Origin of the sequence: Nocardia sp. NPDC050412, from assembly GCF_044458825.1 — a bacterium.
Lineage (GTDB): Bacteria > Actinomycetota > Actinomycetes > Mycobacteriales > Mycobacteriaceae > Nocardia.
The window spans coordinates 56,714-77,162 of sequence record NZ_JBITIJ010000018.1 but is presented as its reverse complement, the minus strand read 5'-3'; the positions used below and the strand labels follow the sequence as shown (position 1 = coordinate 77,162).

The 20,449-nt window shown below is 65.9% G+C and carries 17 protein-coding genes; 5 read left to right on the top strand and 12 right to left on the bottom strand.

Annotated features, from left to right (window positions below; all coding sequences use genetic code 11):
- Positions 1-38: 38 nt before the first annotated feature.
- Positions 39-857, top strand: a complete 819-nt coding sequence (locus tag ACIBI6_RS35205) for a PhzF family phenazine biosynthesis protein (protein ID WP_364353192.1) — start codon at positions 39-41, stop codon at positions 855-857.
- 49 nt (positions 858-906) lie between these two features.
- On the opposite strand, the gene ACIBI6_RS35200 is transcribed toward ACIBI6_RS35205, so the two are convergent.
- The 3 genes from ACIBI6_RS35200 to lspA all read right to left on the bottom strand — a co-directional run bounded on the left by ACIBI6_RS35200 (position 907) and on the right by lspA (position 3,248).
- Positions 907-1,566 (bottom strand): hypothetical protein, encoded by a 660-nt coding sequence (locus tag ACIBI6_RS35200; RefSeq protein WP_396959247.1) that lies wholly within the window; start codon positions 1,564-1,566, stop codon positions 907-909.
- The gene (locus ACIBI6_RS35195; protein ID WP_364353186.1) at positions 1,559-2,485 is read right to left on the bottom strand and encodes an RluA family pseudouridine synthase; all 927 of its coding nucleotides are present in this window, start codon (positions 2,483-2,485) and stop codon (positions 1,559-1,561) included. Before ACIBI6_RS35195 ends, ACIBI6_RS35200 begins: the two co-directional genes overlap by 8 nt.
- A 64-nt stretch (positions 2,486-2,549) precedes the next feature.
- Positions 2,550-3,248 (bottom strand): signal peptidase II, encoded by a 699-nt coding sequence (gene lspA, locus ACIBI6_RS35190; protein ID WP_396959321.1) that lies wholly within the window; start codon positions 3,246-3,248, stop codon positions 2,550-2,552.
- Positions 3,249-3,328: 80 nt separating this feature from the next.
- Between lspA and ACIBI6_RS35185 the strand changes: the two genes are divergently transcribed.
- Positions 3,329-4,282 (top strand): hypothetical protein, encoded by a 954-nt coding sequence (locus tag ACIBI6_RS35185; RefSeq protein WP_396959245.1) that lies wholly within the window; start codon positions 3,329-3,331, stop codon positions 4,280-4,282.
- Between the two features lie 92 nt (positions 4,283-4,374).
- The gene (locus ACIBI6_RS35180) at positions 4,375-4,842 is read left to right on the top strand and encodes a VOC family protein (protein WP_357474891.1); all 468 of its coding nucleotides are present in this window, start codon (positions 4,375-4,377) and stop codon (positions 4,840-4,842) included.
- 55 nt (positions 4,843-4,897) lie between these two features.
- On the opposite strand, the gene ACIBI6_RS35175 is transcribed toward ACIBI6_RS35180, so the two are convergent.
- The 8 genes from ACIBI6_RS35175 to ACIBI6_RS35140 all read right to left on the bottom strand — a co-directional run bounded on the left by ACIBI6_RS35175 (position 4,898) and on the right by ACIBI6_RS35140 (position 14,211).
- Positions 4,898-5,353, bottom strand: a complete 456-nt coding sequence (locus ACIBI6_RS35175; RefSeq protein ID WP_396959242.1) for a Rieske (2Fe-2S) protein — start codon at positions 5,351-5,353, stop codon at positions 4,898-4,900.
- A 285-nt stretch (positions 5,354-5,638) separates the two neighbouring features.
- Positions 5,639-7,567, bottom strand: coding sequence for an acetate--CoA ligase (gene acs, locus ACIBI6_RS35170; RefSeq protein ID WP_396959240.1), 1,929 nt, complete (start codon positions 7,565-7,567; stop codon positions 5,639-5,641).
- Positions 7,568-7,620: 53 nt separating this feature from the next.
- A complete protein-coding gene (locus ACIBI6_RS35165; protein WP_364353174.1) occupies positions 7,621-9,258 on the bottom strand; it encodes a cation acetate symporter in 1,638 nt (545 codons plus the stop codon).
- Positions 9,255-9,617, bottom strand: a complete 363-nt coding sequence (locus tag ACIBI6_RS35160) for a DUF485 domain-containing protein (RefSeq protein WP_364353171.1) — start codon at positions 9,615-9,617, stop codon at positions 9,255-9,257. Before ACIBI6_RS35160 ends, ACIBI6_RS35165 begins: the two co-directional genes overlap by 4 nt.
- A gap of 139 nt (positions 9,618-9,756) precedes the next feature.
- On the bottom strand, positions 9,757-11,514 hold the full coding sequence (locus ACIBI6_RS35155) for a cation acetate symporter (protein WP_396959238.1): 1,758 nt from the start codon (positions 11,512-11,514) through the stop codon (positions 9,757-9,759).
- A gap of 177 nt (positions 11,515-11,691) precedes the next feature.
- On the bottom strand, positions 11,692-12,060 hold the full coding sequence (locus ACIBI6_RS35150) for a hypothetical protein (RefSeq protein WP_364353165.1): 369 nt from the start codon (positions 12,058-12,060) through the stop codon (positions 11,692-11,694).
- Positions 12,057-12,854, bottom strand: coding sequence for a LytR/AlgR family response regulator transcription factor (locus ACIBI6_RS35145; protein ID WP_396959235.1), 798 nt, complete (start codon positions 12,852-12,854; stop codon positions 12,057-12,059). Before ACIBI6_RS35145 ends, ACIBI6_RS35150 begins: the two co-directional genes overlap by 4 nt.
- A gap of 157 nt (positions 12,855-13,011) precedes the next feature.
- Positions 13,012-14,211, bottom strand: a complete 1,200-nt coding sequence (locus ACIBI6_RS35140) for a histidine kinase (protein WP_396959319.1) — start codon at positions 14,209-14,211, stop codon at positions 13,012-13,014.
- A 180-nt stretch (positions 14,212-14,391) separates the two neighbouring features.
- On the opposite strand from ACIBI6_RS35140, the gene ACIBI6_RS35135 reads away from it, so the two are divergent.
- Positions 14,392-14,790 (top strand): DUF3052 family protein, encoded by a 399-nt coding sequence (locus tag ACIBI6_RS35135; protein ID WP_364353156.1) that lies wholly within the window; start codon positions 14,392-14,394, stop codon positions 14,788-14,790.
- Positions 14,791-15,003: 213 nt separating this feature from the next.
- On the top strand, positions 15,004-18,555 hold the full coding sequence (gene dnaE / locus ACIBI6_RS35130) for a DNA polymerase III subunit alpha (RefSeq protein ID WP_396959233.1): 3,552 nt from the start codon (positions 15,004-15,006) through the stop codon (positions 18,553-18,555).
- A 562-nt stretch (positions 18,556-19,117) separates the two neighbouring features.
- Here dnaE and ACIBI6_RS35125 read toward each other — a convergent pair.
- On the bottom strand, positions 19,118-20,317 hold the full coding sequence (locus ACIBI6_RS35125; RefSeq protein ID WP_396959231.1) for a Cmx/CmrA family chloramphenicol efflux MFS transporter: 1,200 nt from the start codon (positions 20,315-20,317) through the stop codon (positions 19,118-19,120).
- Between the last annotated feature and the right edge of the window lie 132 nt (positions 20,318-20,449).

Below are 20,449 nucleotides of genomic sequence, written 5' to 3'. Positions count from 1 at the left end.
GCGAAGCGGTCATTCAGGGTTGGAGTACCTTCTCGACTATGGAGGTTTTGCTGCACCAGATCGACGCGTTCGCCGACGCACCGTTCTCGGGCAACCCGGCCGCGGTCATGCCGCTGTCGGCATGGTTGTCGGACGAGCTGTTGCAACATCTGGCCGAGGAGAACAACCTCGCCGAGACCGCCTTCTATACCTCGCAACTACCAGTCGAGGCGGGTGATCCCCCCGGAGAGTGGCCCGCTGTGCACCTGCGCTGGTTCACCCCGACCAAGGAGGTCGATATGTGCGGCCACGCCACCATGGCGACGGCCGCGCAGATTCTCGAGGACATCCATCCCGGCGAGGACCGGGTGAGCTTCTTCACTCGCAGCGGCTGGCTACACGTCGACCGCACCGATGACGACGAATACGTACTCGACCTACCCGCGCTGGAATCCGAGGAGGTCACGCCCGATCCGGCGCTGGTGGATGCGCTCGGCGTCCGTGCGGTGCGCGCCTTCTCCGGATTCGACGAGGTGGTCGTGGTGGGTTCCGAACGCGAAGTGCGCGAGGCGCGGCCGAATTTCGCGGCCTTCCCACCGCTGGCCTTCGATGCGGTGATCACCGCGCCGGGCGATACCGTGGACTTCGTCTCTCGGGTCTTCGGTCCGGACCTCGGTGTGGCCGAGGATCCGGTCACCGGATCGGCGCACGCACAGCTGGTTCCGCTGTGGAGCCGCGAATTCGGCCGGACCGAACTCAGCGCCCGCCAGCTGTCCCGGCGCGGTGGCAGGCTGCGCTGTGAACTCGCGGGCGATCGGGTGCTGCTCATCGGCCGCTGCAGGCGGTACCTGGATGGTGTTGTGGCACTGCCGGATTGACCAGTCCGGCGCGGAATGCTGCGCGCCGGGACCACGGCCTCGCTGACGGTTACTGATCCGGGAGGGGGCCGTCATCGGTACCGGGCAGTGCGATGTCCTCGTACTCCGGCAGTAACGGAACAATGGCGAAACTGGTCGCGACCGCATCGGTGGGTAGGGCGTGTACGGCGCGGATTCCGTTCTGGGCCGCCAGATTTCGGAGTTCGGGCAGCGATCCGCGGACTACGAGACCGACGGTGCATGCGCACCCGGCGCGCAGCCGAGCCGCCGACACCGCATTGATGCGGTCGGTGCGTTCGCCGGCCGCGTGCTGTGCCAGCAGTTGCCAGGCGGCATTGTCGGCGGACGCCACCGCTACCGCATTTCCCGCAGGCAGTTGCACCGTGACGATCGGGGTGTTCACCCGCGGGATCGACACATGGTGGCTTGCCGCGGCAATACGCAGGCCGCCACTGTGTGCCGGAATCTGGTCGGGGGTAAGGGGTTCGGTGAAGGAGACCAGCGCCCAGTGCTCCTCGGTATCCGAACCGGACAGCGAATCCTGTGCCCGCGCAACATAATCCGCGACGTGCTCGCCCCGTTCCGGGCCGAGCCGGTCGGTCGAAATGCCGGTCGGTCGTGGGGGATCGAGTACGCCGAGCACCACGATCAGCACCGCGAAACCGACGGCTGCGACGGCGATGGCAATGCGGCGCAATGTTTCAGGCATTGCGCAACACGTCGAGGGCGTTCTTCAGGTCAGCCGGATACTCGCTGGTGATCTCCATATACCGGCCATCGGCCGGATGGTTGAACCCCAGCGAACGCGCATGCAGCCACTGCCGCTCCAGCCCCAGCCGCTCCGCCAGTCGCGGATCCGCACCATAGGTGAGATCACCACAGCAGGGATGGCGGATCGCGGAGAAATGCACCCGGATCTGGTGGGTGCGCCCGGTTTCCAGATGAATATCGAGCAGGCTGGCCGCCTGGAACGCCTCGACGGTGTCGTAGTGGGTAATGCTCGGGCGTCCGTCCGCGGTGACCGCGAACTTCCAGGCATCGCCGCGGGCCCGGCCGATCGGCGCATCGATGGTGCCGCTGCTCGGATCCGGATGTCCCTGTACCAGTGCGTGATAGCGCTTATCGATGGTGCGCTGCTTGAATGCCCGCTTCATCACGGTGTACGCGTGTTCGGACTGTGCGACGACCATGACTCCGGAAGTGCCGACATCGAGGCGGTGCACAATGCCCTGCCGCTCATGCGCGCCCGAGGTCGAGATGCGATAGCCCGCCGCGGCCAGTCCGCCGACCACCGTCGGCCCGGTCCAACCGACGCCGGTGTGCGCCGCGACGCCGACCGGCTTGTCGACCGCGACGATGTCATCGTCGGCGTAGAGGATCTTCATACCCTCGACCGGCTCGGGCTCGATGGTGAGTTCCCGCTTCGGTTCCGGGAATGCGACCTCCAGCCAGGCCCCCGCCACCAGCCGATCGGATTTGCCCGCGGCGACGCCGTCGAGTTGCACCGAACCCTCCTCGGCCAGCGCGGCGACGGCGGTGCGGGACAGCCCGAGCAGTCGGGACAGTCCGGCGTCCACGCGCATGCCGTCGAGTCCGTCGGGTACCGGCATGCTTCGGGTTTCCCTCATGCCTGCACCTCGCTGGCGCTCGGTTCCGGCATGATCGAAGCCCGCTGTGACATGGTTCGCTCGCTCACGCCGCATTTCCCTTGCTGTTGGCCGCACCGTTGGCGTCGTTGCCGGATGGCTCGTCCGGCTCCGTGGTGGTTTCGGCGGCGGTCTCTTCGGTGTGACCGTGTCCGGCGCGTGTGCCATCGGGTTCGAAGCCGAAGACCGTCAGCACCACCAGCAGGATCGCACCGCACACGATCGAGGAGTCGGCCAGATTGAATACCGGCCACCAGCCGACGGCGATGAAGTCCACCACATGTCCCTGTAGCGGTCCGGGCGCACGGAACAACCGGTCGACCAGATTACCGAGCGCACCGCCGAGCACCATGCCGAGCCCGATCGCCCACCACAGCGAGCGCAGCGTGCGCCCGATCCGGATCACGCCGATCACCACGGCCGCGGCGACCAGGGTCAGCAGCCAGGTCATGCCGGTGGCCATCGAGAAGGCCGCGCCCGGGTTGCGTACCAGTGACAACCGCGCGAAATCGCCGATGATCGGCACCGGATCGCCCGGGGTCAGCTCGGCCACGACAATGGTCTTGGTGAGCAGGTCCAGGCCGAGCAATACCGCGGCGATGATCAGCAGCGTGCGTAGCCGCAGCGGTGCGGCGGGCTTCCCCGGTTCGGCGGTCGGGGTCGCAATTTCTGCGTCGTCGCTGGGGGGTACCGCGTTATCGACGGAGTTGTCCTCGGGCGGCCGGTCGTCACTCACGCCGACCATCATCTCTCGAGTAACGATTCGCGCTACGCACGCGGTCACCTGCATGTCCCAGCTGACACTCAGGAAGCGGTCGTACTCTGATGCTCGTGACGGTGTTGTCTTCGCCCTACGTACCCCGAATCGCGCGCTCGGGTGTGCTGCTGATGGTGCTCGCGGTCGGATTGTCCGCGTTCGGTGTCGGCTGCAGTGACGGTGCCGATTCGCGCGTCGAGTCCGACAGCACCGAGCCAGTCGGCATCGGCAAGGAAGTGACCGTGCCGATTTCGGCGGCGGTCGCCACCGTCGTCTCTGCGGGGGAGGAGCCGCGGTCGCTGCTGCGTCCCGGCTATCCGGCGGGCACGGTGCAGCAGGTGACGCTGCGCACCGACCATCACATCGAGCAGCAGATCAATGATCAGCCGCCGAGTGATTTCTCCTCGCCCGCGCTGACGATTCCGATGACGGCGCAGACCGATAGTGACGGTGTCGAGCTGACTCTCGGCACCATCTCCAGCCCGGACCCGTCGCTGGCCAAGGCGCTCACCGCCGCCGACGGTTCGCACGCCGGATTCGATATGAGCGAACTCGGCGCGATCACCGCGCTGCGGCTGGCCCCGGCACCGGACACCTCCAATACCGCCCGCGCCGCCTTGGAACAGGCCTTCTACCAGGCGGTATACCGCTCGATCACCTTTCCCGACCAACCGGTCGGTGAGGGTGCGGTGTGGACGGTGCGTCAGGAGGTCGACGGCGGTGTCGCACTGGATCAGGTGACCACCGCAACACTGACCAAACGCGAAGGCGACCGGCTGACCATCGAACTCGAGGTGACCCAGAAACCGAAGTCGCAGGTGTGGCCGCTGCCCAATAATGCGGGCACCCTCGATATCAAGGACTACGTCATGCAGGGCTCGGGCACGATCACCGTCGATCTCGGTCTGCCGCTGCCGGTCGCGGGCTCGATCACTGTCGGCGGACATCAGGCCTACCGCGATCCGCGCAGCGCGAGCTTGCTGCAGCAGACGATCAATACGCAGGTCACCTGGAACGAATGACTCCGTAGCGGTTTGCGCCGATCAGGCATGTCGTGCCCGGGTGAGGAATAGGCTCGCACCTGTCCGACAAACGCCTCGATCGGAGGTAACTCATGTCCGATGTGAAACCGATCCCCGAGGGTTATCCGGTGGTCTCGCCGGGATTGGCAATCGATGGAGCCGCTGCCGCCATCGACTTCTACAAGAATATTTTCGGCGCATCGGAGCGGATGCGCATGCCCGGACCGGACGGCAAGATCGCGCACTGCGAACTCACCTTCGGTAATTCGCTCATCATGGTCGGCGATCCGGCTCCGGATATGGATTTCCTCGACCCGAAGACGGTTGGCGGCACGCCGGTCAACCTCTACGTCTATGTCGAGGACGCCGATGCCGCCTTCAGCGCCGCCCTGGCCGCGGGCGCCAAGGAACTCACCCCAATGACCACCCAGTTCTACGGCGATCGCAGTGGTGCGTTCGAGGATCCGTGGGGCCACCGGTGGACCGTAGCCACGCACGTCGAGGATGTGCCGCCGGATGAGATGGACCGGCGGATGGCCGAATTGTTCGGCGGGGCCTGAGCGTTCGTGGGGTAGGCCGCGCGGCCGGTGTGCCGCGCGGCGGGTAGCGCGCTGGTTACCCCAGGATGATCGAGTCACCCTCGACGTGAACGGATTTCGGGGCGAGCGGCTGGGTAGCCGGGCCATTGACGATCGAGCCGTCGAGACCGAATTTGCTGCCGTGGCAGGCACAGTTGATGGTGCCGCCGGAGACCGTCGCGACCTTGCAACCGGCATGTGTGCAGGTCGAGGACAGGCCGACGAAGGATCCGGCATTCGGCTGGGTCACCACCACATCGCCCTTGATCACACCGCCGCCGATCGGCACCTCGGAGGTCGAGGCGATGGCATTCGGCTGTCCGACGGCGACATTCGGTCCGGTCGATCCGGCGGCGGCCCTGGGGGGTGCGGCCGCGGGTACGTCGTTCTTGCCGTAGGTGGTGCATGCGGTGAGGGCGGCCACGGCGGCTGCCGCACCTGCTCCCGCGACCACGACGCGGCGGCGGTCGAGGACGAGATCATCGTTGTTCATATCGGACTCCGATCAGAAGGCGATGCCGTTGTGCTGGAAGAACCACAGCGCTGAGGTGAGCCAGAGGCCGGTCAGATGCCTTGTTCACGGTTACCGTTTCGCCGTTGACGATGGCCGCCGCATCCGGCCCGAGGCCAGCGCCGCGGTTCGATCTGTCTACGTGGTAGACCCGGCGAGCGGTTCAACGCCGACATCCGCAGTAGCGGTCCAGCGCTCTGACGTGGAGCGGCGGACCCGGTCCCCCTCATCGACGTGGTGGCCGGGTCCGCCGCTGGGGGGCGGCGCCTATCCGCGGGCGATGGCCTCGAAGACCTTCGGATCGACGAGGGTCGACGTATCGCCGAGTTCTCGACCCTCTGCGATATCGCGGAGCAGGCGGCGCATGATCTTGCCGCTACGGGTTTTCGGGAGTTCCGGGACGATATGAATCTCCCTCGGTCGGGCAATCGGGCTGATCTCCCGGGAGACAGCGGCTTTCAGCTCACCGATCAGCGCATCGCCGGAATCGTGCGCGCCCGCGGTGAGAATGACGAAGGCGACGATGGCTTGTCCGGTGGTCGCATCGTTCGCGCCGACCACCGCGGCCTCCGCGATCGACGCATGTCCGACGAGCGCGGATTCGACCTCGGCGGTGGAGATCCGGTGACCGGAGACATTCATGACGTCGTCGACGCGGCCGAGCACCCAGAGGTCGCCATCGTCGTCGAATTTGGCGCCGTCACCGGCGAAATACCAACCGCGGTCGGCGAATCGGTCCCAGTAGGTCTCGCGGAACCGGTCCATATCACCCCAGATACCGCGCAGCATCGAGGGCCACGGCTGGTCCAGCACCAGCAGTCCGGAGCGGCCGTGCTCGAGTTCGGCCCCGTCATCGTCGACGATCTTCGCGGAGATACCGGGTAGCGGGGTCATGGCCGCGCCCGGTTTGGCCGCCGTCACGCCGGGCAGCGGGGAGATCATGATGGCACCGGTCTCGGTCTGCCACCAGGTGTCCACAATCGGAGTTCTATTGCCGCCCAATATGTCTCGGTACCAGCGCCACGCTTCCGGATTGATCGGTTCGCCGACGCTGCCGAGCAGCCGCAGCGAGGTCAGGTCGTGCGCATCCGGAATCTCGCGACCCCACTTCATGAAGGTCCGCACCAAAGTGGGGGCGGTGTAATAGATGGTGACGCCATACTTTTCGATGATCTCGAAATGCCGGTGCTCATCGGGGGAGTTCGGGGTGCCCTCGTAGACGACCTGGGTTGCGCGATTGGCGAGCGGACCGTAGACGATGTAGCTGTGGCCGGTGACCCAGCCGATATCGGCTGTGCACCAGTAGACGTCCTGTCCCGCTCGGTGATCGAAGACGTTGTGGTGGGTGTAGGCGGCCTGGGTCAGATAGCCGCCGGTGGTGTGCAGGATGCCCTTGGGTTTTCCGGTGGTGCCGGAGGTGTAGAGGATGAACAGCGGATGTTCGGCGTCGAAGGCCTGCGCCTCGTGATCGGGGGAGGCGTCGGTGACGGTGTCGTGCCACCACAGATCGCGGCGATCGGTCCACGGCACCTCGATGTTGGTGCGGCGCACCACGAGTACGTGCTCAACGGTGTGCTCGCCATCGGCCAGCGCCTCGTCGACAGCGGCCTTGAGGGGTGCGGCGGTACCGCGCCGCCACTGCCCGTCGGTGGTGATCACCAATCGGGCCCCGGCGTCGTCGACCCGCTGGCGCAAGGCGGTCGGCGAGAATCCGGCGAATACCACCGAATGGGTGAGCCCGAGCCGGGCGCAGGCGAGCATGGCGACGATCGCCTCCGGCACCATCGGCATATAGATGGCGACTCGATCGTCGGTCCGCAGCCCGAGCTCGGTGAAATAGTTTGCCGCCCGGGATACTTCGGCGAGCAGCTCGGCGTAGGTGATGTCGCGAGAGTCACCCGGTTCGCCCTCCCAGTGGATGGCCACCTGATCGCCGAACCCGTCGAGTACGTGCCGGTCCACGCAGTTGTAGGCGACATTGAGTTTGCCGTCGACGAACCATTTCGCGACAGGCGCGTCGCTCCAGTCGAGGATCTGCGTCCACGGCTGATGCCAGTGCAACCGCCGAGCCTGTTCGGCCCAGAAATCCAGCCGATCGGCGGCGGCGCGATCGTACAGTGCCGCATCGGCATTGGCGCTCGCGGCGAATGCCGCATCCGGCGGGTAGGTGGTCGGGTCGGTGGTTGCACTGGTCAACGTCGATCAATCCTCTCGAAACAACAAGGGCGGCAGGCTCACCTCGGATGCGGTCAGTGCACGATCGCCTTTTCCGCGCCGACACCGGTGAGCGAGCGAACCTCCATCTCGGCCTGTTTCGCCGGATCCTCCGGCTTGCGCCCGCCGAGGAAGGTGCCGACCACGCCGAGTGCGAAAGCCAGTGGGATGGAAACGATTCCGGGATTCGACAGCGGGAACCAATCAAAATCCGAACCCGGAATCATCGAGGTCTTCGTCCCGGATACCGCGGGTGAGAACACGATCAGCACAATCGTCGAGATCAGGCCGCCGTACATGCTGAACAGGGCACCGGTGGTGTTGAACCGCTTCCAGAACAGCGAGAACACGATGGTCGGCAGATTCGCCGCCGCCGCGACCGCGAAGGCCAGCGCCACCAGGAAGGCGATGTTCTGACCGTTGGCCAGGATGCCGAGGCCGATGGCCAGCGCACCGATCACCACCGCGGTGATCCGGGAAACCCTGACCTGCTTGTTCTCGTCGACCTGCCCCTTCTTGATCACGCTCGCGTAGATATCGTGCGCGAACGACGCCGATGCGGTGATGGTCAAGCCCGCGACGACCGCGAGGATGGTGGCGAAGGCGACCGCGGAGATAATGCCGAGCAGGATTACGCCGCCGAGTTCGAAGGCAAGTAGCGGCGCCGCCGAATTCTGTCCGCCCGCCGCGGCGAGAATGCGATCCGGTCCGACTATCGCGGCCGCACCGTAACCGAGCACCAGGGTGAACAGGTAGAACGCGCCGATCAGGCCGATCGCCCAAACCACCGAGCGCCGTGCCTCTTTCGCGGTCGGCACGGTGTAGAAGCGCATGAGCACATGCGGTAGACCCGCGGTGCCGAGCACCAGCGCCAGGCCGAGGGAGACAAAGTTCAGCTTGGAGGTCGCGCTGCCGCCGTACTGGGCACCAGGGGCGAGCACGTCACGGGCGGCCACGCCCTTGGTCTTCGAGCCGTGCACCGCGTCCTGTGCCGAGCCGAGGATGTCGGAGAAGTTGAAGCCGAATTTGGCGAATACCATTACCGTCATCAGCGCCGCGCCGGTAATGAGCAGCACCGCCTTGATGATCTGCACCCATGTGGTGCCCTTCATGCCGCCGACCAGGACGTACACGATCATCAGCACACCGACGACGGCAATGACGATGCTCTGTCCGGTCTTATCCGAGATATCGAGCAGCAGCGCGACCAGACCGCCCGCGCCCGCCATCTGCGCCAGCAGATAGAACAGCGAAACCGCGAGCGTGGTCAGTGCGGCGGCGGTGCGGACCGGCCCTTCCTTCAGTCGGAAGCTCAGCACATCAGCCATGGTGAATTTGCCGGTGTTCCTGAGCATTTCGGCGACCAGCAGGAGTGCGACCAACCAGGCCACCAGGAAGCCGATCGAGTACAGGAACCCGTCGTAGCCGTATACCGCGATGGCGCCCGCGATGCCGAGAAAGCTTGCGGCGGAAAGGTAATCGCCCGCGATGGCGATGCCGTTCTGCGGGCCGGAGAAGCCGCGACCGCCGGTGAAGTAGTCGGCGGCGGTGCGGTTATTGCGGCTGGCCCGGATCACCACGACCATCGTGATCGCCACGAACAGGCCGAAAATGGCGATATTCGCGGCGGGATTGCCGACCGTTTCCGCGGCCGACAGATATTGCGTCCTCACGCCTGGTCTCCCTCGAGATAGTTGCGGATCGACGCGGCGCGCGGATCCAGTTCCTTATTGGCGAACCGGACATACAGCCAGGTGATCACGAACGTCGAGACGAATTGCCCGAGGCCGAGTAGCAGGCCGAGGTTGATATCGCCGATGACCTGGGTGGCCATGAAGTCGTGCGCGTAGGCGCCGAGCAGCACAAAGCTCAGGTACCAGACCAGGAACAGTGCGGTCATCGGAAAGATGAAGCGGCGCAACCGGCTTCGCAATTCCTGGAACTGGGGACTCGACTGGACGGCGGTGAAATCCTCCGCGGTCGGCGTGCGCCGCGGAGGCGTGCCATCTTTGTCGAGGTCGATACTGGTCATCGCAGGGTCCTAGCGTGTGACGTGGCTTACTACCCGCCGACCATAAAGGGACGCTCGTGCGGGATTCACGATGTGGCGTGGATCACTCTGTGAAGGCGTTGGTTTGTGCGGTGAACGGTCGGCTGGCCGCGACGAACGGTCAGCGGCTCAGCCCGATGGCACGCTCGCGGTCCGCGCCCATGCCGAGGCGCTCTGGTGCGTGCATCCGGACGAAGATGCGTCCCACCGTGCGGGCATTCTGCCCCCGCGTCAGCACGCTGACCAGGATCATCGACGCGAATGCCAGCGGTACGCTGAGCGCCGCCGGATAGCCGAGAACAGCAGCGAGCCAGCCGTTCGCGAGTTCGTCGGAGATGCCGCCGGTCACCGAAACCGCCGTCGCGCCGCCCGCCGCCAGACCGCCCGCGATCAGTCCGGTGGCCGCGCCCTTGGCCGTCAGACCACGCCACCAGATGCCGAGCACCAGCAGCGGACACAGCGTCGAGGCAGCCACCGAAAAGGCGAGCGCGACCGTGCGGGACAGATCCAGCGACACCACCATGATCGAAACACCAAGGGGCACAGCACCGGCGAATACGGCGGCGGCCCGAAAATCGCGAATCCGGCCGCGCAGCATATCCGTACTGAGCACACCCGCGATGCTGACCAGCAGTCCGGACGAGGTGGAAAGGAACGCCGCGATCGCACCTGCCGCGGCAAGTGCCGCCAGCAGTTGTCCCGGCAGGCCAGCCAGCACTGATCCGGGCAGCAGCACGACTGCGGCGTCGGAGGTTCCGGTGATAAGCAACTGCGGCACGTACAGCCGCGCGAAAACCCCCAGCAGAATGGGGAAGAGGTAGAACACCCCGACCAGGCCGATCACCGCGAGTGCGGTGGTGCGCGCCGCGCGACCATCGGGATTCGTATAGAACCGCACCAGCACGTGCGGAAGTCCCATCGTGCCCAGGAAAGTGGCGATGATCAGCGAATACACCTGGTAGGTGGGATGGGTGCCGCCGAATCCGCCGCCGGGCGCCAGCCAGGCCGCACCGTCCGTCGGCGCTCCGGCCACCACCGGCACGGCCGAGCCCGCCTCCAGGGTCAGTTCGGTGCCCGCCGCCAGTTCGTGTGTGCCGGGTGTGAGTAGGGCCGGGCCGTCCACCTTGCGATCGTCGAGCGTCCCGGTGATCGAAACCTGTTGCGGCGCGCCGACCCGCACCACCACGCCGGTGCTGACATCAACCGTGGTGCGTTCGGTGACCACCGGGGGAGCGGGTGTGCCGAGTTCGCGATCCTCGGCCAGAAAATGTCCGAGCAGCACCAGCGCCAGGATCGCCACGGCGGTCAGTTTCAGCCAGTACTGGAAGGCCTGTACCAGCGTGATCGATCGCATGCCGCCACCGGCTACATTCGCGATGATGATCGCGCCCACCGCTACCGCGCCGACCCATTTCGGCACATTCAGCAGGATGTGCAGCGTGAGCCCGGCGCCCTGGAACTGCGGAATGAGATATACCCCGCAGACCAGCACCACCACGACCGCTGCCAGTCTGCGCAGCCGAAGCGAGCCGAGCCGGAACTCCGCGAAATCGGGCACCGTGTACGCACCCGATCGGCGCAGTGGTGCGGCCACGAACAGCAGTAGGCCGAGATATCCGGCGGTGAACCCGACCGGATACCAGAGGGCGTCCGCGCCGTATTTCGCGATCAGTCCCGCGACACCGAGAAATGAAGCGGCCGAGAGGTATTCGCCGGAGATCGCGGCCGCATTCCAGCGCGGCCCGACGCTGCGTGAGGCGACGAGGAAGTCGGAGGTGGTGCGCGCCAACCGAACACCGTAGACGCCGATCGCTACCGTGGTGAGGGCGGCGAACAGTAGTGCGAGCACCGTGAGCGCTGGGGCCGTCGCCGTGTTCACGCCATGCCCCGATCCGTTCCGGCATCCGGTCGGCAGTGCTGGCGGGCGGCGGGCCGTGATGCGGCACGACCCCTTTCCTCGCCGCCGACCGAGTTGCCGCCCATTCGACATGTCGTGGCGCATGGGCGCTCGGCCGAGCGGCGGTGCGCGAGTGTTGTCGCGGCGCGAAACATCAGGTCAATCCTCGGCCAATTCCAGGAAGTCCTGCTCATTGCGTTCGGCGAGACGGACATAGAGCCGCCCGACGCCGTACAGCACCGGATAGACGGCGATACCGAGCAGCAGCCACGGCAGCCGAACCCCGAGCAGCACAAAAGATCCCACCGACCCGAGCCGGAAAAGCACCGGAAGCGAACACAATACGAGCACCATGACCAACCCGACGCGCACCGCCAACCCCAATTGCGCGCGAATCAGACCGCCGATCAGCGCCTCGCCGATCTCGGTCTGCTCGACCACTTCCGTGCGGGTCCGCACGCGTCGCGCGCCGCGGCGTTCGGCGAGCACGACGCGCTGTCTGGGCGGACGCGGCTGGGCAGTGGTCACGGATTCGTCCACTGCTGTCGCGGGCCGTGCACCAGCCGCTGCTTCAGCTCCCGCACCTGTCGACGGCTCACCGGCAATTCCACCGCCGCGGCTTTGCCGTCGGCCCGCAGCCGGACCACCGTTCCGGTGCCGACCGAGCGCAGCCCGGTCACCAACCGCAGCGCCACCAGATAAGATCGGTGCACCCGCAGGAATCCCGCGTTCTCCCACCGGGATTCCAACGCCGACAATGGAATCCGCACCAGATGGGATCCCCGACTGGTGTGCAGTCGGGCGTAATCGCCCTCCGCCTCCACCCAGCTCACGCTCGATCGGTGCACGAGCGTGGTGACTCCGCCCAATTCCACCGGAATCACTTCATTGGGGTCGGCACGCGGTTCCGCGATCGCCGGGGCCGGTGCCGCGCGCGCCGTGACGATCCGGCGCACCGCCTCGGTCAACCGCGCCTCCCGCAGCGGTTTGAGTAGATAGTCCACCGCTCCCAGATCGAAGGCCGCGATCGCCTGATCATCGTGCGCCGTCACGAACACCACCGCGGGAGGGTTCGCGAACTCGGACAGGATGCCCGCCAATTCCATGCCATCCAGCCCGGGCATATTGATATCGAGGAAGACGGCATCGATCGGATGCGCCCGCATCAGCCGCAGCGCACTTGTCGCATCGCTCGCGCTGTGGATGTCACCGACCCCCGACTGCGCGCGCAGCAAATACACCAGCTCATCCAGAGCGGGCTTCTCGTCGTCCACGGCGAGCACACGCAGTGCGGCGGCGGACTGGTCGGTGGTCCGAGTCACAGTCGTTCCATGGTATGCGGAGCCCCTCCACAGTCGGCCCGGATACCTGGACCAGGGCTGAATCGGGACCGAGTCCACGCGCGCCTTCGTCAGTGCGGCCGTGAGACCGCGCAGTCGTGGCGGCGCGCAGTCGTGCGCCGTGCGAAGTGACCTGTGGTCAGGCCTGGATGCCCGCGCGGAATTTGGGCACGCGGAGGCTGACCTTGGTGCCCGCGCCAGGGGCGGTCTCCACGATCAAACCGTAGTCATTGCCGAAGGCGGCACGTAAGCGGTCGTCGACATTGGCCAGGCCCACGTGGGCGGATTCGCCGGAGCCCGCCGGGCCGGTTCCGGTTTCGATGGCGTCGAGGGCACCGGAGCGCAACAGATCCGGATCCATCCCGATGCCGTCGTCCTCGACGCTGATCACGCAGTCGGTACCGGCATCGGCCGCGACAATGGTCACCGTGCCGCCGCGTGTCGCCCCGGCCAAGCCGTGCCGAACCGCGTTCTCCACCAATGGTTGCAGCGCCAGGAACGGCAGTACGACGCCGAGCACTTCCGGTGCGATCTGCAACCGCACCTGCAAAGCATCACCGAACCGAGCGCGCTCCAGCGCCAGATACCGCTCGATATTGCGTAGTTCGTCCGAGAGCACCGTGAATTCGCCCGCGGCACGGAAGGAATATCGGGTGAAGTCGGCGAACTCCAGGATCAGCTCGCGCGCCCGATCGGGATCGGTACGCACAAATGACGCGACGGTATTGAGCGCGTTGTAGATGAAATGCGGACTGATCTGGGCCCGCAACGCGCGCACCTCGGCCCGATCGAGTCGGGCGCGCGAGGCGTCCAATTCCGCCAATTCCAGCTGTCCGCAGGCATATCGCGCCACCTCGGCGACCGCCCCCAGGCGTCCTGGTTCCGGCTTTCCGGTGGTTACCACCCCCAAAGCACCTGCCACCCCGGCGTTTTCGATGAGCAGCGGCTGCGCGATCAGCGTCCGCCCGGCATGTTCGCCGCGACCCGGTCCTGACACCAGCACCGGGCGCTCGGTCGCCACCGCCCGCCTGGCCGCATCGGCGAAGGGCTCGGCCAGATCCGAATGCGGCCCGTCCCAAGCCAGCAATGTGCCGTCCGCGTCGGCCACCCCCAACGCGTCGGCTCCGGTGAGTATCCGAAGATGCGGTGCGGCCTCCTGCGCGGAGCGATCGTTGAGCCCCTGGCGCAGCGGCCGCGCGGCCAGCGATGCGGTGTGCAGCGCCGAGTAGACCGCCCGCTCGGCCGGTGTGGTCACCACCCTGCGCGTCCGAGACCACACCAGTAGCGCGCCGACGATCAGCACGCATGCCGTACCGACCGCGACAACGGCGGTGGTCACAGTACCCCCGCTGTCCGGTTCTGCCGCTGCCATACCATCGCCCGATTATGGCGCTGCCCGCGGTGAGTGCGTGGTCGACCGCGCGGATCGGGGCCGACGACCGCGCCGAGCTATGCGCGCCCTCTAGTCCGAACGGACGAACAGGTCCACCAGGCAATCCCATCGGCATACAGTCGTGCCATGACGGCGGGCTACTCCGGAACCCCTTTGGCCAAGAAACTCGGCATCAAGGCCGGCCACCGAGTGGTGCTCCTGCATGCCGCGCCGGGCTGGCGGATCCCGGAGCTTCCGCCCGAAGTGGAAATCGCCGCCGATCAGCCGGATCGGGCCGAGGTGGTGCTCGCCTTCTACCGCACCCATGCCGAACTCGCCGACGAGGCATCGGATCTCGCCGCCCGGCTGGCCAAGGGGGCGATGCTGTGGATCGCCTGGCCGCGCAAGGCGGGCGGGCACGTCAGCGATATCGCCGAGAACGATCTGCGCGAACTGCTGTTGCCCATCGGCGTCGTGGATGTGAAGGTGGCCGCGCTCGACAACGATTGGTCCGGTTTGAAATTCGTCTGGCGCAAGCGCGCTTGATCGATGGCTCGCGTAGTGTCGAGCGATCCGCGGACCACCCCACTGTCGCGGAAATCGGACAGCCGCATAGTGGGTCGCGGGACTCGCCGGTGATCTTCACCACCGACACGCCGGGCACCTGCGACAGCCCGGCGCGGGAAGCCGAACTCGTCGGTGGGGACCCCTAGAATCGCTACACCAACCCCCGTCGAGACCTTGGGAGGAAGGACCGTCTTGGCCGCCTCGTCCGGATCGTTCGTTCACCTGCACAACCACACCGAGTACTCCATGCTCGATGGTGCGGCCAAAATCTCTCCGCTCTTCGCCGAGGCGAAACGGCTGGGAATGAACGCGGTCGGGATGACCGACCACGGCAATATGTACGGGGCCTCGGAGTTCTACAACTCCGCCAAGAAGGCCGATATCAAGCCGATCATCGGCATCGAGGCCTATATCGCACCGGGTTCTCGATTCGACACCAAGCGTGTGCAATGGGGTGATCCCAGTCAGAAGGGCGACGACGTCTCCGGTTCCGGCGCCTACACCCATATGACCATGGTTGCGGAGAACGCGACCGGCCTGCACAACCTGTTCAAGCTGTCCTCACTCGCCTCCCTGGAAGGTCAGCTCGGCAAGTGGGCGCGCATGGACGAGGAGATCATCGCCGAGCACGCCGCGGGCATCATCGCCACCACCGGCTGCCCGTCGGGTGAGGTGCAGACCCGGCTGCGCCTCGGCCACGACCGCGAGGCCCTGGAGGCGGCGGCCAAATGGCAGGAGATCTTCGGACCGGACAATTTCTTCCTCGAGATCATGGACCACGGCCTGTCCATCGAGCGCCGGGTCCGCGAGGGGCTGCTCGAGGTCGGCAAGAAACTCGGGATCCGGCCGCTGGCCACCAATGACTGCCACTACGTCACCAAGGACGCCTCGACCAACCACGAGGCGCTGCTGTGCATCCAGACCGGTAAAACACTCAGCGACCCAACGCGTTTCAAGTTCGACGGCGACGGCTACTACCTGAAGTCCGCGGAGGAGATGCGGGCGATCTGGGATATGGAGGTGCCCGGCGCCTGCGATTCCACCCTGCTGATCGCCGAGCGGGTGCAGCCCTATGACGAGGTGTGGCAGCACCGCGACCGGATGCCGATCTTCCCGGTGCCCGATGGCCACGACCAGGCCAGCTGGCTGCGCCGCGAGGTCGACCTCGGACTGCGGCGACGCTTCCCGGACGGTGCGCCCCAGGAATATCTGGACCGCGCCCAGTACGAGATCGGCGTCATCCTGGAGATGGGCTTCCCGGCCTACTTCCTCGTCGTCGGTGACCTGATCAATCATGCCCGCGATGTCGGCATCCGGGTCGGTCCCGGCCGTGGTTCCGCAGCCGGTTCGCTGGTCGCCTATGCGCTCGGTATCACCAATATCGACCCGATTCCGCACGGTCTGCTCTTCGAGCGCTTCCTCAATCCCGAGCGTGTATCGATGCCTGATATCGATATCGACTTCGACGATCGCCGCCGCGGTGAGATGGTCCGCTACGCGAGTGAGAAATGGGGCACCGACCGCGTCGCCCAGGTCATCACGTTCGGCACCATCAAGACCAAGGCCGCCATCAAGGACTCGGCGCGTGTGCTGTTCGGTCAGCCCGGCTTCGCCATCGCCGACCAGATCACCAAGGCGCTGCCGCCGCCGATCATGGCCAAGGACATCTCGGTATCCGGTATCACCGATCCGGAACACGAGCGGTACAAGGAGGCCGCCGAGGTTCGCGAACTCATCGCGAGCAATCCCGATGTCGCCAAGATCTACGAAACAGCGCGCGGCCTCGAGGGCCTGATCCGCAATGCGGGTGTGCACGCTTGCGCGGTCATCATGTCCTGTGATCCGCTCACCGACGCGATCCCGGTCTGGAAACGCCCCCAGGACGGTGCGCTCATCACCGGCTGGGACTATCCGTCGTGTGAGGCCATCGGCCTGCTGAAGATGGACTTCCTCGGTCTGCGCAACCTGACGGTGATCGGCGACGCGCTGGAGAATATCCAGGCCAACCGCGGCATCGACTTGGATATGGACCGGTTGCCGCTCGACGATGCGCGCACCTACGAATTGCTTTCCCGCGGCGAAACTCTCGGCGTATTCCAGCTCGATGGTGGACCCATGCGCGATCTGCTGCGCCGCATGCAGCCGACCGCATTCGAGGACATCGTGGCCGTCGGCGCGCTGTATCGCCCCGGCCCGATGGGCATGAACGCGCACAACGACTACGCCGACCGCAAGAACGATCGGCAGGAAGTCAAGCCGATCCATCCGGAGCTGGAGGAGCCGCTCAAGGAGATCCTGGGTGAGACCTACGGCCTGATCGTCTACCAAGAGCAGATCATGCATGTCGCGCAGAAAGTGGCCGGCTATTCGCTCGGTCGAGCAGATATTCTGCGCCGCGCGATGGGTAAGAAGAAGGCCGAGGTGCTGGCCGCGGAGTTCGAGGGCTTCGAGGAGGGCATGCAGGCCAACGGATATTCCAAGGCGGCCATCAAGGCGCTGTGGGACACCATCCTTCCGTTCGCCGGTTACGCGTTCAACAAATCGCACGCCGCCGCCTACGGCCTGATCTCATACTGGACCGCATATCTCAAGGCGAACTATCCCGCCGAATATATGGCGGCCCTGCTCACCTCCGTCGGCGACGATAAGGACAAGGCCGCGGTCTACCTGTCCGATTGCCGCCGCCTCGGCATCACCGTGCTGCCGCCGGATGTCAACGAATCCGAGATGAACTTCGCCTCGGTGGGTAAGGACATCCGCTTCGGCCTCGGCGCGGTGCGCAATGTCGGCGCCAATGTTGTCTCCTCGATCATCCAGGCGCGCAAGGAGAAGTCGAAGTTCACCGATTTCTCGGACTATCTGAACAAGATCGATGCCATCGCCTGCACCAAGAAGGTCACCGAATCCCTCATCAAGGCAGGCGGATTCGATTCGCTCGGACATCCGCGCAAGGGCCTGCTGTTGGTGCACTCCGATGCCATCGATGCGGTGATGTCCACCAAGAAGGCCGAGGCGATCGGCCAGTTCGATCTGTTCGGGGGGCTCGATGACGGCGACGAATCGGTGGCCTCGATCTTCAACGTCAAGGTGCCCGATGACGAGTGGGAGACCAAGCACAAACTGGCGCTCGAGCGGGAAATGCTAGGCCTGTACGTGTCCGGACATCCACTCAACGGCGTCGAACATGTGCTTGCGGCACAGGCGGATACGGCTATTCCCGCCATTCTCGAGGGCGATATCAAGGATGGCGCCCAGGTGACCATCGGCGGCATCCTCGCCTCGGTCAACCGCCGCATCAATAAGAACGGCCTGGCCTGGGCCTCGGCGCAGATCGAGGATCTGACCGGTGGTATCGAGGTCTTGTTCTTCCCGCAGGCCTATTCGGTGTACGGCGCGGATGTGGTGGAGGACGCGGTCGTGCTGGTGAAGGCCAGAGTATCGGTACGTGATGACCGAATCTCCTTGATCGCCAATGATCTCGCCGTCCCCGACCTCTCCTCGATCGGTGTGGCCAAGCCGCTGGCGGTTGTCATGCCGACGCGCCTGTGCACACAGGACAAGATCGGCGAACTCAAGCGCATCCTGTCCAGGCATCCGGGCACTGCGGACGTCCACGTCCGCCACGTGGGCGCACGCGACAACACGTCACTGTGGAAATTGGATGACAGCCTGCGGGTTTCACCGTCCTCGGCCCTGATGGGCGACCTGAAGGCCTTACTCGGTCCGGGCTGCCTCGCGGGCTGACGCAGTTCGTCTGAATCGGTAGCGTCGGCGATTGCGGCGGCTACGCGCACGTTTCGTGTGGCGGCCGCCCCTTCTCGACGGTGCCGCCCCTTCTCGACGGTGCCGCCCCTCCTCGACGGTGCCGCCCCTCCTCGACGGTGCCGCCCCTCCTCGACGGCCGCACCGTCCGCAGCATCGGCGAGGCCGCCAGCGGCCGCCGCATTTCGGAGATCCGTGCGTGTTTTCGGCGCGAATCTGGGCGGGACGCGAAGACGGTGCGCGGGTACGAGTAGTCCACCGGGACCGGGCGAAACGCTTAACTGCCCGAACCCGCGCACGGGTTCGGGCAGTTGCGGCGACGAGCAGTCCGCGCGATATTCACTGTCGGCGGGGTCCGATCGAGAAGCGTTGCGATGGTGCGTATTCAGACCGTGAGCCCGATCATGGCGCAATCCACCGGGCTGACCGTCCCGACCCGCTGGGTCCGGCGGTGTAGCGCGGCCGCCCAACCAACGGTGGCCCGTGCCGCACCGCGCGGACCGCGCCCGATTCAGGCGATGATTTCCACCTGGGGTTATGCGTTTCAGACGGTAAGCTCGGCCGTTGCCCGATCCGCTGGTCCGATGGTGTCGACCTGCTGGCCCCGGCGGTGTAGAGCCGCCGCCCAAGTGACGGTGGCCAGTGCCGCGACGGCGAGGGCAGCGCCGATCCAGGCGATCGAGGGGTAGCCGAGGCCGCTGCCGATGGCCAGGCCGCCGAGCCATGGGCCGATGGTGATGCCGACATTGAATGCGGAGAAGTTGACCGCGGTCGCGAGGGTGGGTGCAGCCCCGGCCAATGCGAATACTCGGGTGTTCAGTGCCGGATTCGTGGCGAATCCGAAGGCGCCCAATAGGAATACGAGGATTACGACCGGTGCGGGCATGGTCGCGGTCAGCGCCAGCACTGCCGAGATGATGATCAACCCGATCATGCCGATGGTCAGTACGCGGAACGGATGGGCATCCGCGGTCCGGCCGCCGACGGTGATGCCGATCAGCGCGCCGATGCCGTACAGCGTGAGTACCAAGGGAATCCAGCTCTCCGCGATTGCGGTGGTGCGGGACAGGAGTGCGCCGAGGTAGGCGAAGGTCACCAATTGCGCGCCGGTCGAGAGTGCGGTTGTGCTGTAGGACAGCCAGAGGCGCGGATTGATCATGGTTCGCAGTTCGCGGCGCAGGTTCGGCACCTCGGCGGGACGTCCGCCGGGAATCTTGGCCGCTACCCCGGCCATGGCAAGCGCCGACAGCACGGCCACCGCCCAGAATGCGGCCCGCCAGCCCAGATGCTGGCCGATCACCGTACCCGCCGGGAGCCCGACGATATTGGCCACGGTCAGCCCGCCCGCGACAATACTCATTGCCCGACCGCGCGCGTTCTCCGCTACCAGGCTCAGCGCCGTGGTCGCGGCGACCGCCCAGAATCCGGCGTAGACGAATGCGCCGACCACCCTGGTTGCGAAGAGCACCCAGTAGCCCGGGGTCAGCGCGGCCACCACATGCGCGGCGATGAACACCCCGAGGAAGGTCAGCAGTGCGGTGCGGCGTGGCCAGCGCAGGGTGATTACGGCTAGCGCTGGCGCGCCCACCAGCATGCCCAGTGCGAATGCCGAGATCAGCAGGCCCGCTTGGGGGATGGAGACGCCGAGGTCGGCGGCCATTTGGGTGAGCAGGCCGGAGAGCATCAGCTCCGAGGTGCCCTGGGCGAATATCGATAGCCCGAGTATGTAGACGGCGAATGGCATGGGGCCCTCTCGTATTTTGGATTGATCAGTTCAAAATATTGACAAAGGAATGCGGCGCCTGCGTCGGCGTGCCGGACACACCGGTGGTCTTGCCCATGTTCGTGCGAACGGAATCCGTTGCAGCGGTGGCGC

What these genes read in the sequence shown, in the direction of transcription:
- ACIBI6_RS35205 (WP_364353192.1), top strand. Translation starts at nt 39, where the DNA reads ATGGAGGTTTTGCTGCACCAGATCGACGCGTTCGCCGACGCACCGTTC.
- ACIBI6_RS35200 (WP_396959247.1), bottom strand. Translation starts at nt 1,566, where the DNA reads ATGCCTGAAACATTGCGCCGCATTGCCATCGCCGTCGCAGCCGTCGGT.
- ACIBI6_RS35195 (WP_364353186.1), bottom strand. Translation starts at nt 2,485, where the DNA reads ATGAGGGAAACCCGAAGCATGCCGGTACCCGACGGACTCGACGGCATG.
- lspA (WP_396959321.1), bottom strand. Translation starts at nt 3,248, where the DNA reads ATGGTCGGCGTGAGTGACGACCGGCCGCCCGAGGACAACTCCGTCGAT.
- ACIBI6_RS35185 (WP_396959245.1), top strand. Translation starts at nt 3,329, where the DNA reads ATGCTCGTGACGGTGTTGTCTTCGCCCTACGTACCCCGAATCGCGCGC.
- ACIBI6_RS35180 (WP_357474891.1), top strand. Translation starts at nt 4,375, where the DNA reads ATGTCCGATGTGAAACCGATCCCCGAGGGTTATCCGGTGGTCTCGCCG.
- ACIBI6_RS35175 (WP_396959242.1), bottom strand. Translation starts at nt 5,353, where the DNA reads ATGAACAACGATGATCTCGTCCTCGACCGCCGCCGCGTCGTGGTCGCG.
- ACIBI6_RS35160 (WP_364353171.1), bottom strand. Translation starts at nt 9,617, where the DNA reads ATGACCAGTATCGACCTCGACAAAGATGGCACGCCTCCGCGGCGCACG.
- ACIBI6_RS35135 (WP_364353156.1), top strand. Translation starts at nt 14,392, where the DNA reads ATGACGGCGGGCTACTCCGGAACCCCTTTGGCCAAGAAACTCGGCATC.
- ACIBI6_RS35125 (WP_396959231.1), bottom strand. Translation starts at nt 20,317, where the DNA reads ATGCCATTCGCCGTCTACATACTCGGGCTATCGATATTCGCCCAGGGC.